Source organism: Croceivirga lutea, from assembly GCF_014235875.1.
In the GTDB taxonomy this organism is placed as follows: Bacteria; Bacteroidota; Bacteroidia; order Flavobacteriales; family Flavobacteriaceae; genus Croceivirga; species Croceivirga lutea.
Genome location: NZ_JACJUK010000003.1, coordinates 310805 through 323533, shown reverse-complemented (window position 1 = coordinate 323533; position 12729 = coordinate 310805). Strand labels below are relative to the sequence as shown.

General features: G+C 34.7%; 11 protein-coding genes. 3 read left to right on the top strand and 8 right to left on the bottom strand.

The annotated features are described in order from the left end of the window. The first annotated feature begins 31 nt into the window (after positions 1-31). Together H5V42_RS07670 and H5V42_RS07665 are read left to right on the top strand one after the other, a co-directional pair. Positions 32-340 (top strand): hypothetical protein, encoded by a 309-nt coding sequence (locus tag H5V42_RS07670; RefSeq protein WP_185782553.1) that lies wholly within the window; start codon positions 32-34, stop codon positions 338-340. Positions 341-370: 30 nt separating this feature from the next. Continuing rightward, positions 371-1069: a hypothetical protein gene (locus H5V42_RS07665; RefSeq protein WP_185782552.1), complete on the top strand. Its 699-nt coding sequence runs from the start codon at positions 371-373 to the stop codon at positions 1067-1069. Positions 1070-1088: 19 nt separating this feature from the next. Here the strand turns inward: H5V42_RS07665 and H5V42_RS07660 are convergent, their stop codons facing one another. From H5V42_RS07660 to H5V42_RS07625, 8 genes are all read right to left on the bottom strand, one after another. Beyond that, positions 1089-1478: a hypothetical protein gene (locus tag H5V42_RS07660; RefSeq protein WP_185782551.1), complete on the bottom strand. Its 390-nt coding sequence runs from the start codon at positions 1476-1478 to the stop codon at positions 1089-1091. A 106-nt stretch (positions 1479-1584) separates the two neighbouring features. Then, positions 1585-4797, bottom strand: a complete 3213-nt coding sequence (locus H5V42_RS07655; RefSeq protein WP_185782550.1) for a type I restriction endonuclease subunit R — start codon at positions 4795-4797, stop codon at positions 1585-1587. 9 nt (positions 4798-4806) lie between these two features. Then, entirely contained in the window at positions 4807-6597 is a 1791-nt protein-coding gene (locus H5V42_RS07650) for a GmrSD restriction endonuclease domain-containing protein (protein ID WP_185782549.1), read from the bottom strand. Positions 6598-6600: 3 nt separating this feature from the next. Continuing rightward, positions 6601-7287 carry a TIR domain-containing protein gene (locus tag H5V42_RS07645; protein ID WP_185782548.1) on the bottom strand — a complete coding sequence of 229 codons (687 nt, stop codon included), beginning with the start codon at positions 7285-7287 and terminating at the stop codon, positions 6601-6603. Between the two features lie 4 nt (positions 7288-7291). Then, positions 7292-7891: an SLOG domain-containing protein gene (locus H5V42_RS07640; protein ID WP_185782547.1), complete on the bottom strand. Its 600-nt coding sequence runs from the start codon at positions 7889-7891 to the stop codon at positions 7292-7294. Further along, positions 7873-9045 carry a toll/interleukin-1 receptor domain-containing protein gene (locus H5V42_RS07635; RefSeq protein ID WP_185782546.1) on the bottom strand — a complete coding sequence of 391 codons (1173 nt, stop codon included), beginning with the start codon at positions 9043-9045 and terminating at the stop codon, positions 7873-7875. The genes H5V42_RS07640 and H5V42_RS07635 overlap by 19 nt, the downstream gene beginning before the upstream one ends. A 3-nt stretch (positions 9046-9048) precedes the next feature. Next, a complete protein-coding gene (locus tag H5V42_RS15160; protein WP_206682538.1) occupies positions 9049-10194 on the bottom strand; it encodes a restriction endonuclease subunit S in 1146 nt (381 codons plus the stop codon). After that, complete coding sequence (locus H5V42_RS07625) at positions 10184-11752, bottom strand: type I restriction-modification system subunit M (RefSeq protein WP_185782545.1); 1569 nt, start codon at positions 11750-11752, stop codon at positions 10184-10186. Before H5V42_RS07625 ends, H5V42_RS15160 begins: the two co-directional genes overlap by 11 nt. Before the next feature lie 451 nt (positions 11753-12203). Here H5V42_RS07625 and H5V42_RS07620 point away from each other — a divergent pair, with 451 nt between their 5' ends. Beyond that, on the top strand, positions 12204-12638 hold the full coding sequence (locus H5V42_RS07620) for a nucleoside deaminase (RefSeq protein ID WP_229665612.1): 435 nt from the start codon (positions 12204-12206) through the stop codon (positions 12636-12638). Positions 12639-12729: the final 91 nt, after the last annotated feature.

Sequence of the window (12729 nt, the reverse complement as noted above, 5' to 3'; positions counted from 1 at the left end):
TAGTAGTTTTAAAGTACCAACCATCCATCCTATGAATACGATACACCACTACCGCTCTTTTTGGATTGCCCTTATGGGCGTACTGCTATTTTCTTGTTCTACTGATAGTGACGGCGACGAACCTATGGAGGAGATTCCCGTAAACGCCAGACCCGTAATTGAAGACCAAAGTTTTGAGGTATTAGAAACCATTGGCGGCTTTATAGAAATAGGTCAAATAGAAGCCGTTGACCCTGAAGGTGGCGCCCTTAAGTATTTTATTGAAAGTGACTATCCTTTAGCGGTTAATCTAAATACCGGCGTACTGTCTACAGTGGCTAAAAATGTGTTTGATTACTAAACTACCCGCAGCATACAGGCTACCATTACCGTGCGCGATGCTGAAAGTGCTACCGCTTCAGCAACCATTACGCTAAACGTGCTCAATGTTGAGGATGGCCCACTAACCGATGCTCAAAAAGAATTTGTAGAAGAATACATTTACCTTACCTATAAACTATCACCAACCGCTTCTGGGGGTACGCTAAGCGAAAAATGGCAAGGGGTACTTAACGTATATATCGAAGGGGTTTCGGATAGTTATCTAAACACCCTCAACAGCTTTTTAGACGAATACCGCGGGTTTATTACCGATGGTACCGCCATACAGTTGGTAAATACCGCAGCTGAGGCCAACGTACACGTAATTTTTGGCCCAACCGAAGCTGTGCGAGAACAGTGGCCAGATATGTATGAGTTTATTAAAAGTAACCAGTTTGGGGGCTATGCCTTATACAACTCCACCTTTGACAATTACATTTTTCAGGGTAGAATTTGGATGGGTTACGAAGACGAAGGCCTTTTTAAACACGAGTTTGGCCACATTATTGGGCTGGGGCATACCTCTGACCAGTACTGTGCCGACGAAATTACCAGCGTTATGTGTTCTGGTGCGGCGCAAGAGTTTAACGACTTTGACCGTGAAATTATTAAAACGCTCTACCACCCAGATACTCCAGTGGGCTTAACCACCATACAAATGCGCGAACATGTGGAAGGGTTTATTGTAGCGAATGGGGTGGAGTTGTAGTTTTTCTCGTTAGGTAGAATTAACCCGTTCTACCCGATTTAATCAATGGTTCAAGTTTATTTTCTAAGTAGATTTCTACAGCAGCTACCCAATGGTAGTTTTTAGGGTCAGAAACATTAAAAAGTATCACTTTTGTCTCAGGTTTATCTGCTAAGGATTTCATTTGAAAAACACCTTTCCCAGAAGTATTATCTCTTATATGTTCCAATGCTCGTTTTCTGCTATTGGTTAAGTGACGCCCCACTTTGATTACCTGATTGTCTAACACAAACACATAGACTCCTGGGTTATACACATGTGTTTTAGTACAAGCGGCAAGTGAACTTAAGGGCTCTTCAATAATGGTGAAAAGATGAGTGATAGACCCAAATTCTTCTTGGAATGAAGCTTTAATCTTAGATGTAATCATTTTTATAGGTGTTTAATGCCTACCATAATACGGTATTAGTTTTTTTATAATTCTTTTTCAATTAGCTACAGTAGCTTTCCATCTTCATAATTAAAATGAACTAAATTCAGCTGGAATGTTTTTTAAAATTCTCCGCCTGTGAGAAGATTTCTTCATAAACTTCGTCTCTTTCTACTGGTGGATATCCAAATTCGTCTAAGAGTAGAATCAGTCCAACTTTTAAAGCTGCTTTAATATCGTCTCGTTTACTCCAATCAGGGAATTTTGCTTGACTATCAACTAATTCTTTTACCTTCTTAGCTAACTCAATTAACTTGTCTTCTGGATATGTAAAATCATATTTAGCACATAATTCTAAAAGAATATCATAAAAGGCTTTTTCTTCAAAGTCAATACCGAGCTTGTCACCTGCTTTAAATTCATCACGAACTTGCATTATCATCTCTGTTAATGCTTCTGCCATTTCTTCGTAAACTTCACTTCGTAAAATGTCGTTTTCACTTCTGTCATTGTATCTAGCTACCAAAGCATCCATCTTTTTAGTGAAATCAACACCTTTTACCTTATTTACTTTCTTCATTTCACCAATGGCTTTTGCCAATAGTTTTTGAAGTAGTTTAATTTTAGTGTTCGGTAATTTTATCTTGTCTATTTTGGCTAAATAATCATCATCAAAAATATCTTGTTCAGCTTCTGTGTTTTCGCCTAGTTTAAATATTTCTTCTACGCCATCACTTTGCAAGGCATCTTTAATCATATCACGCACTTTTGCGTTCATTTGAGCAGTGTCTGGTGCATCACCTTTAGTTAATTTGAATACGATAGAACGAACTGCTAAATAGAAATGCGTGTAATCTCTTTCCTCTTGCGTAAGCTTTTCACTTCCTGCACAAATGTCGTAAGCTGCTTTTAGCCTTTTAACCAAGCCCATAAAACGGGTTTCAGCTTCTTTGGTTACTTGTGAAAATTCAGCTGCTTTATTTAAGGTGTGTAATTGGTCTAATGAAGAGCCATTAAAATATTTACTATTGTCAAATTTGTGGAAGAACTTACCTAATAAATCTAAGTGATTACGAACTACAATTAAAGACGATTCTATATCTTCAAAATTATCTTGGTCGCCTTTTCCATATTTGGCTAAAGCCATATTCATAGCTTTTTTAATACCAATATAATCAACTACTAAACCTTTGTTTTTTCCTGCAAATTTTCGGTTTACACGAGAAATTGTCTGAATTAAATTGTGTTGTTGAATAGGTTTATAAATGTAAATACTGTCTAAGAAAGGAACATCAAAACCTGTTAACCACATATCTACAACAATGGCAATTTTAAAGTTAGATTTTTCGTTTTTGAACTGACGGTCTAATTCTTTTCTATACTCTTTTGTACCCAAAGCTTCATACAGTTCTTTTGGGTCGTCTTTTCCACGTGTCATTATCATTTTAACACGTTCCATTGGTTTTATTTCTCGTTTCTCTTTGTCGGTTAATTCTGCTCCGTCTTCCGCTTGTTTTATTTCTGCCCATTCTGGTCGTAATGCAATGACGTTTTTGTAAAACTCGTAAGCAATAGGTCTACTTGGGCAAACAAACATTGCTTTACCTTTTACAGTTGCACCTTCATTAATTCGGTTTTCATAATGATTAACAAAATCAACTGCAATTTTTTGTAGCACATCTGGGTCACCCAAAATAGCATTCATATTTGCCGATTGCTTTTTACTTTCTTCTACTTGATATTCATTGGCTCCAGCTTCGGCTGCTTCTTCGTAGTATTTCTCAATTTTTTCTAGTTCGCTATTGTTTAAAATCACTTTTGCAGCTCGTCCTTCATATACAATTCTTACGGTGATTTCATCTTTTACAGATTCTGTCATTGTATAAGAATCTACTACTTTACCAAATACATCTAATGTGGCATCAATGGGCGTTCCAGTAAAGCCAACAAAGGTTGCATTAGGTAATGAATCGTGTAAGTATTTTGCAAAACCGTAGGTTTTCTTAACCCCTTTTTCGGTAACTTTTATTTTTTGGTCTAAATTGGTTTGACTTCTGTGTGCTTCGTCAGAAATACAAATGACGTTGGTACGTTCTGTGAGCAATTCTAAATCTTCGGTAAACTTGTGTATGGTCGTTAAAAACACACCACCAGATTCACAACCTTGCAGTAATTCTCGCAAATGGTCACGACTTTCTACACTTACAATGCCATTATCTCCAACATAATTTTTTGCATTGGTAAATTGTGATGATAATTGGTCGTCTAAATCGGTGCGGTCAGTAATAAGAACAATTGTTGGGTTTTTAAAATATTCGCTTTTCATTAATAAGCGCGTTAAGAACAACATTGTAAAACTCTTTCCGCAACCTGTAGCACCAAAATAGGTTCCACCTTTTCCGTTACCATCTGGTTTTTGAGCTAGTTTAATATTCTCGTACAAAGCTCTAGCTGCATAATACTGCGGATAACGGCACACAATTTTTTCGTCTTTTTTACTACTGTCTGGTAAGTAAATGAAATTGCGAATAATGTCTCGCAAACGATTTTTGTGTAACATTCCTTGAACGAGTGTAAACATAGAATCTATGCCATCAACATCTTTTGCTAATCCAGAAACACGTCTCCAAGCATAATAAAACTCATAAGGTGCAAAAAAAGAACCTGCTTTATTGTTTACGCCATCACTTATTACGCAAAACGTATTGTATATAAACAGTTGCGGAATATCTCGCTTGTAGCGTGTAGTTAATTGTACATAAGCGTTATGGATGGTTGTGTTTTCTTGAATAGCTGTTTTGAACTCAAACACCACTAAAGGCAAACCATTCACATATAAAATACCATCTGGAATACGTTTGTGGCTACCTACAATTTCTAATTGATTTACAAATTTATAAATGTTGTTATCGCCAAAGGTAGGTTCAGGTTCTGAAACTTTAATTGTTTCTAGGTTTTCGCCCTGAACTTGTTTTTCTAAACCAGAAAAATCTATTAATTGTACGTAGATATCCTTTTGGTTTGGGTCTTCCCGTTTTAGTATAAACCCATCAGAAAGCATACGCATAAAACGTTTATTGCTTTCATATAAATCAGAAGCTGGCAAGGTTTTTAATTGTAAAATAATACCGTCTATTTCTGTGCTAGTAATGTTTTCTCTGCCATATTTTGAAGCTAAAAACAAACGTAAATCGTCTTCCAAAATCACTTCGTCTTCTGCACGATTTAGGGTAGTGCCTAAATGGTGCGGATAGCCTTCATTTGCTAATAACTCTCCAAAAACATTTTCTAGTTGTGCTTCTGTAAATTTTTGACCCATCCGTTACATTTATAAACTTTCGTAATATGCTTTTAATTTCTTAGACATCAGCTTACGCCTTTGTTCTAAAAATCTTGTGTAATCTTGATGTGTTGATTCTTTAATAAAAGACGGAATATCGTTAGCTCTAATATTTTCTTGTAAAGCATCTTTAGTATCTATAGTGCTAATTTCATTAATCCCTTCGTTTATTTGGGTTTCTATTTTGCTTAGGTATTCTACGGGTGGCATTTTACCTACTTTTATATTAGTTGCTTGCTCCGTGTACACAAAATTTGCTACTTGGTTGTATGCTTTTTGCGGATAACCGTTGGCTATTAAGTATTGTTTAGGGAAAATGTGATGAACATCTCCTCGTTGCTCAATAAGACTAGTAATAGTCATTGATTTAGATAAGAAGGCTGTGGCATTACTATTTACTTGAGCAGCCAAATACAAGGTATAGGCGTTATTGTTTACACTAGAACTTTCCAAGTCGTTAATTAAACCAAAATCCCAGAAGCCTTCTCCTAAATGCGCTTGCTCCATTTGTAACAAATAAGCTGCAATGCCCTTGGTGTTTATTTGTTTGATATCTTCATCTATTCTAGATTCTGCTGAGCCTGAATAACGACCGATAAAAATGGATAATATCATCCATCTTTTTACATAACCTTGTATTTCTGGTTCACTCATTCCTTCATCCCTTAATTTTAGGTATAAGGCGTAGGCAAAGTTTAAACTGTTTTGTGATGAAATAAGCTTTCTACTTATTAACCCAGTCGATTTTAATATCATTACAAACCTTTGGTAATTGGTTTGGTTAACAAAGGCTTCTAAGCCTTCTGAAAGCCTATTGTAACTGGCAGCTGCAATTTCATTTTCGTAAGTTCTGGTTTCAAAATTTCTACCAGATAATAAAGCGACCAGATCACTAAACTTACCGCGGCTAAATTTAAAAGTGAACGCCACACGGAGCATATCTATATAATCAGGGCAATACAAGTCGTCATTACCTGTAGCCATCCATTTAATAGCTTTATAGTAGTTGCTTTCTGCAAAATTGGTATCGTTATCTACAATATGTTTGTTGAAACCTTTATCTACCAATAAACGGCAGAAATAATCTACCATTTTGCGCATTTTGTTACCACCGTATTGCTCGTCTGAAGCAATTTTAGACATTACAAAATCTGCATTACTTAGTACCACACCTTTTTGATTGATACGAATAAAAATTTCGGTTACTGTATCTATATCTAAACTGGCATCTAGCTCAATAATACCAGCTTGTTTACTCTTTATTTTTTTAAGATTTTCTATTCTATCCTCAACCAAATCTTCATCTGCCTCAGGGTTATCTTTTAGGTATTGACGAATGGCTTTGGTAATAGAAATTTCATCATTTACAATAGGATTGATATTGTTAATCCATTCTGGACTTCTTTCTTTGGCTTTATTTAAAACTTCAAAAGCTTCAGTTAACGGATTAAAAGCAATACGAATATTAATTTCTTTATAGTTTTTGTTTAAAACACGTTGCCCTACTATAGCGGCTGTTAAGGCTGTAATACGCTGTTGCCCATCTATTAAAACTTTTTTACCTGCAGATAACTCTCCATTTTTTAATTTAACATCATGGTTGCGCCAAGTAATAATATAGCCTACAGGATAGCCTTGGTATAAAGAGTCTATTAAATCTCTTACCTTGGAAGCTTTCCATACAAAAGGACGCTGTATTTCTGGTATCGCGATATCGCCAGATTTTATCCAACTTAATAATGTTTCTACAGGTTGTTGGTGTACGCTATATTTTGCCATTAATTACCTAATTGTTTTTACAATGTTAAAATCATCCTTCTTATCTCGTAATTCTATTGCTTTGTCAATATATTTTGTAGGATTTACTATAAAATCAGACCACTTTACAGATTGAATATAAGAGCTATCGCCAGAGTAAACCCAACCGCCATTGCAAGCCCTTCTGTTTGGTTCTTTAACATTGAACATATTATCACGTATTATTTGAAACAAAATAGGAGTATTCAATTGTCTACAATTACATTCGCTATCACGTGTTATATAATATTCGTAACTTCCATTTTCATCTGGAAGTATAACGGCTATAACACCATTAGTGCTACTGGTCCTGCCTAATCTTGTTTGCTTTTTTAAAGAATATGAAACTTCCCAAGGAATCCATTGGTCTTTTTCAGATTTAAACGATTCCTTCATTCCTTTAGAAATCAAAACAACCGTAACACTACTATCAAAAATCTTGTCACCTAATTTTGAACTGATAGAAGAATCTGCCAAGTTCTCCATACTTTCATCATCATTTTCACCTTTATAAATATGGTCATCACCTGTTAGATGCTTTGAAATTTCATCTACATAATGTCTTGCTGTTGTATCAATTTTTATTTTACCAAAAATCGAGTCTACATATATATCTAAATCTTGTACTAATGAGTCAGAATATTTATATGAAACGAATACTTTTCTTGCCATACTTTTAAATTTTATCCATTAAAAAATCCTGAAACAAGGACATATACCCATAATCCTTTTCAAGTCTAGTGTTTTTTAGGTTTTGAGGAAATAAATTCTCATATACTAATTTAGTTGCCGCACCGGTACTAGCTATAGGAAGTAATATTGCTTCTGGGTAATATTCTTTAAACATTCTATATTCATCTTCAATACCATCCATACCTCCAATGAAAACTCCTGCTGCAAAATCTGATTCACTCAACATTCTTTCTCGCATATGAAGCAAAGAGAGGTCTCTATTATTATCAATGATATCAGTCAATATTACATTTTCGAATTTATTATTATCTTCTGGAAAGAACTTTTCAAATAACTTTGATTGATACAATGTAACGTGTTCTTGAATATTCATATCCAATTTTTGCATCACGTAATAAATTAATGGCGTTATTGAGGGATGACCACCCCATATTATTCTATGATGTGGCAATACTACTGTTGTCAGAGCAATAACTGCGTCACGAATTGCAATAATGTCTGCTGTTTCTATATACTTTACATCTCTATTAGGCAAGGGAATACTAGCAGATAGAAATATATTTTTTATGCCTTTTGTAGCCATAATTCAAAATCTTGTTTTTTTAGTGTTTTTATATCCTTTTTGAAATTGTCATTCAACCATTCCAAATGTTGCAACCATTTATCACGAATTCGCAAATCATCATATATCAATCGTATAGACACTTCATCGTATCCCATCAACTCTTTTTTGATTTCGGCAGATTGACAACTAGTAGATTGAGGGATACCAATAGTAGGTATGTAGATAATATGTTCTCCATTCGGTAAATCCTCTGTTAAAATCTTTTCAGGTTGTACAGTTACCTTTCGATTATTCTTTTCTGCAATGTTTCTAAATTCAGTAATTAAATTATCTTGTCTAGCTGCTAAATTTCTTGCGCGTACAGATTCCACTTCAGTAAGCACACCTTCTACCATTACTTCAATAAAGCGACCAGTACTATCTAACCTGTTATTGACAAAGTCATCTTCTGTTAATTGTATTGGGTAACTTATATAAGAAGATTTGTCTATATCCTTTATTTGATGATTTGGCCATACCAATTGTACTATGCCTATTTGCTTAGCACTTGCTTCTGCAAATTCTTCTTTACACCAATGACTTTCCAAAAAACCAGGAGTATTTAGTAGCACAATCACATCACAATCAGTCATACGATACCACAATTCATCTTGAAAGGGTTCTCCTTTCTGAATTGAATGCGTATCTAGAAATACATCAAAATTATAGGCTTCTAAAGCCTCGTATAATTGAATAGCTACAGCGGTAGATTCTGCTCTTCGGTAACTAATAAATACTTTTCTCGTGCTTCGTAACAATTCAAAAGCTTCTAAGACAACATTAGTAATTCTATTTACTTCATTTTCTGAATATTTAACAGCATTTTGATTTTCTAAAACGCTTGGAATATCATTTTCAAAACTGTCATAGAAGATTGGAAGTATCATTGTACCATCTTTCAGAAGCCTTTGAGTAACATCTAAATCCTTAAAATCGCTATTAGTGTCTCCAAAATATAATGCAAATGCAGGTTGGTTACCCTTATATTCATCTTCAATAGAAGATGCTGGAATAACTTTAATAAACTCTTCAGGCAATTTGAGATTCCTTAATTCTTCCCTTATCTGGTCAATAATTATTTGTCTTTCAGGAACGTTTGAGCCTAATGTTATGAGTTGATATTTATATTTCATTTTTTAAGACGATAATGTTTTAAGTTCAACTTGAGTCATCTTAGCTAATAACAGACTTTGTAGTTCTTTGAGGGTTTGGTTTTCTTTAGTTTGTAATTGAATTGAATTAAGAATACTTTTAGAAACTAAATAAAAACTAGTTAGCTCATCTTCGTCTGGTACTTGTATTTTCATTGTTGCTAAAATTGGCACGTATAAATTCCTTTGAGCACTACCTGTAGCCAAATCAATTAGCTCATTATAACTACTTTTTAAGGAGAAAAATATAAAAGGTAAATTATTGTCTTCTTTTGGTTTAATATTTATCACTGCTCTATTTCCACACATATAGTCATTCAAAATACCAAGTCTTCCAATAGTTCCTGATTTTGTAATTACGATAGTATGCGGTGCGAAAAGTAATGCACTGGCACCTGCACTTTCAAAGCCTTCTTCAGTTAATGTTCTACTTGTATTTAAAATAAAACCTCCGTTAACATCATTAGCGCGAAGCCATTTTATATTTCCATCAAAATAATTGGGATATTTTTGAGAAGGATTAACATAGCCTTCTTGAAATGAGCACAAATCTTTTAATAAATATTCTTCGCACTGATTTTCGGCCACTAATTTTTTATATAAGGCTTGCGCAGTAGCTTCTAGGTTAGCGTTTATTTTTTCGTTGAGTTGTATGCGGTTGGTCACCGTGTTGTAGTCATCTACTATTAGTTGTTGTTTTTCTATGGATGGGATGGGTAACGTCATATCCATAAAAGCATTCCAATCTAATTTACCTCTCACGTCAGAATCTGTATGAAACCAACAATTTCTATCAAACTCTTCACGAGTAAACCACATCATTAAGTATTCTGGTAATAATGCGTTGACATCATTAATTTCAAAAACATCATAAGCAGGTGAAACAATGAAATCGTAATCTCTATCAGAAAGTGCAATTGGCAGTCTTTTGTCTCTTCCAACGTGCATTCTATTACAAGCAAATTGATTGTTTGAAACTACCTTATATCTTGTCAAATCCGTACCAATTACATTTGCCACCGAAGGCATAAAAAACTTATCAATATTAATTCCATAAAGTATCTCTGCTAAACCATCTGTGTTTTTTACAGATATTCTTTTTATGTAATCACCTAAACGCTTATAGTTCATAACCTAAACTTTTAAAAACGTTCTGCAAATCAGTTTTAGAAGCTTCTTCTTGTGCTAAAAGGTCTTTTAATTCGGTTTGTAAACCTGTCATTTTGGTGTCAAAATCTAAGTTTTCGTCTTGGTTTACAAACTCAACATACTTGCTTGGTACCAATGAGTAGTCTTTTTTAATCACTTCCTCTTTGGTAGCCGAATAGCAGTATTCTGGAATGTTTTCATAGGCTTCTTCATTAGTCTGCCACGTATGGAAAGTATTAGCAATATCCTCAATTTGGGTATTTGAAAACTGTATATATTTCTTCTCAAAAGGCTCGCCTTTTTGGCGTAAGTCCATAAATAATATTTCGCTTTCGCGAAAGCGGTATTCTCTAGTTTCCGTTCCTTTGTTGACTGTTTTTTCAGTTTTGTTATTATTTAAAATCCAAAGCGTAACCGAAATATCAGTCGTGTAAAACATTTTCTGTGGTAGAATGACAATGGCTTCTACCAAATTGTTTTCAATCAATTTTTTACGTATTTTATATTCTTCACCGCCACCAGATAATGCACCATTTGCCAATATAAAACCAGCTACACCGTTATCTGATAATTTAGATACCATATTTAAAATCCAACCGTAGTTGGCGTTACTTTTTGGAGGTACATCATAACCTCTCCAACGTGGGTCATCCGTTAATTCGTTTTCACCTCTCCAATCTTTTTGATTGAAAGGTGGATTTGCCATTATAAAATCAGCTTTTAAATCTGGGTGTTGGTCGGCTCCAAAAGTATCGGCTGCTTTTTCGCCCAAATTGGCAGCAATACCACGTATGGCTAAATTCATTTTTGCCAGTTTATACGTAGTATTGGTATATTCTTGCCCGTACACAGAAACCTCTTTTTTGTTTCCGTGATGGTTTTCTATAAACTTAACCGATTGCACAAACATACCCCCCGAACCACAAGCAGGGTCGTAAATAATACCTTGATAAGGTTCTATTAATTCAGCAATAAGATTTACAATACTTTTCGGGGTGTAGAATTCACCTTTTCCTTTCCCTTCTTTGATAGCGAATTTGGCTAAAAAATATTCGTATACACGACCAACAATATCATTTTGTTTATCGGCAATGGTGTTTATTTCACTTATTTGGTCAATAAGCGATGCAAGTTTGGTTTTGTCTAATCCTAATCGTGAAAAATAATTATCTGGCAATGCACCTTTAAGCGCAGGATTGTTCTTTTCAATGTTGTGTAAGGCAGTATCTATTCTTGTAGCATTTGTTCCTACCTCATCATTTTCAACTTTTGCATATTTTTTTATGTATTCCCAACGAGATTTTTCATTTAAGAAAAAGACATTTTTCATATTGTAGAAATCCTTCATTTCTACATATTTCTCTTTTCCTTCTTCAATGAGCTCTTTTTTACGTTCTTCAAATTTATCGCTGGCAAATTTTAAGAAGATTAAACCTAGTACAACGTGTTTGTATTCGCTTGATTCTACAGAGCCTCTAAGCTTGTCACAGGCTTGCCATAATGTTTCTTCTATGGATTTGGTTTTTTCTTGTTTTGCCATTTATGTTAAATACTAAAATTTAAAGATTAATGATATTGTTCAAAAGATTTAAAGTCAATGTTCTTCGAAAAAAAATATTGAAAAGGTTAACAGGTTTCTTCATCCTAAACAGCATTTTTTAAAAAAATGTAGGTATACCCAAGTTGGGTTAAATGCAGTATTGCAGGAAGTTTTACTCTAGAGTCTTCGTTGAATTTCATTTAGAAATAAATAATACAAAAGGGGGAGATTAATAATAGGTTTCGGTACCCCCAAATTAACCAATCCCCCCTAAACAAAAAACAGATTTCCGTAATTTGAGGTTTACCTATAATCTAACTGGGGTTTTAAGATTTTTTAGGCAGAAGAACACTACAAAATTCTAAGCTTTTTTGGTACGCACTCATACTTCTGGTAGTAGAGCGCCAGTTACTGGAGTAATCCTACTATCTTTAAAAACAAAAAACTAAACATGCATAAAACGTATATGCGCATGGCTATTGCCAAAGCAAAAGAAGGCAAGGCTTCGCCCACCGGCGGTGCTTTTGGAGCGGTCATTGTATTAAAAGACCAAGTGGTATGTGCTGTGCATAACCAGGTAAAAAAAGAGCAAGACCTTACCCAACATGCTGAGCTACATGCCATACAAATCGCCGCTAAAAAACTGGGTAAAAAAGCGCTACAAGAATGTGTACTCTATACCAGTTGCGAACCCTGTATGATGTGTTTAGGTGCCTGCCATTGGGCGCAGTTTAAAGCCATTTATTTTGGCGCTTCGGCCCAAGATGCTAAAAAATACGGTTACGTATATTCCGATTGCTATTACCAGATGAATACGCAATTGCGGCACCAAGAATTTAAGATGACCCAGCTATTGGCTGAAGAAGCCGTGGCGGTGTGGGAATAAATTTTGGCTTGCGCCTAGTTCTAAAACGTATTGGAGTATCTTAGGGGTGTTAACCTTCCCCGTTTAAATTTACCAACATATGCAAAAATGG

Excerpts from the sequence above, each read along its gene's own strand:
- H5V42_RS07670 (WP_185782553.1), top strand. The coding sequence starts at position 32 with ATGAATACGATACACCACTACCGCTCTTTTTGGATTGCCCTTATGGGC.
- H5V42_RS07660 (WP_185782551.1), bottom strand. The coding sequence starts at position 1,478 with ATGATTACATCTAAGATTAAAGCTTCATTCCAAGAAGAATTTGGGTCT.
- H5V42_RS07655 (WP_185782550.1), bottom strand. The coding sequence starts at position 4,797 with ATGGGTCAAAAATTTACAGAAGCACAACTAGAAAATGTTTTTGGAGAG.
- H5V42_RS07650 (WP_185782549.1), bottom strand. The coding sequence starts at position 6,597 with ATGGCAAAATATAGCGTACACCAACAACCTGTAGAAACATTATTAAGT.
- H5V42_RS07645 (WP_185782548.1), bottom strand. The coding sequence starts at position 7,287 with ATGGCAAGAAAAGTATTCGTTTCATATAAATATTCTGACTCATTAGTA.
- H5V42_RS07640 (WP_185782547.1), bottom strand. The coding sequence starts at position 7,891 with ATGGCTACAAAAGGCATAAAAAATATATTTCTATCTGCTAGTATTCCC.
- H5V42_RS07635 (WP_185782546.1), bottom strand. The coding sequence starts at position 9,045 with ATGAAATATAAATATCAACTCATAACATTAGGCTCAAACGTTCCTGAA.
- H5V42_RS15160 (WP_206682538.1), bottom strand. The coding sequence starts at position 10,194 with ATGAACTATAAGCGTTTAGGTGATTACATAAAAAGAATATCTGTAAAA.
- H5V42_RS07625 (WP_185782545.1), bottom strand. The coding sequence starts at position 11,752 with ATGGCAAAACAAGAAAAAACCAAATCCATAGAAGAAACATTATGGCAA.
- H5V42_RS07620 (WP_229665612.1), top strand. The coding sequence starts at position 12,204 with ATGCATAAAACGTATATGCGCATGGCTATTGCCAAAGCAAAAGAAGGC.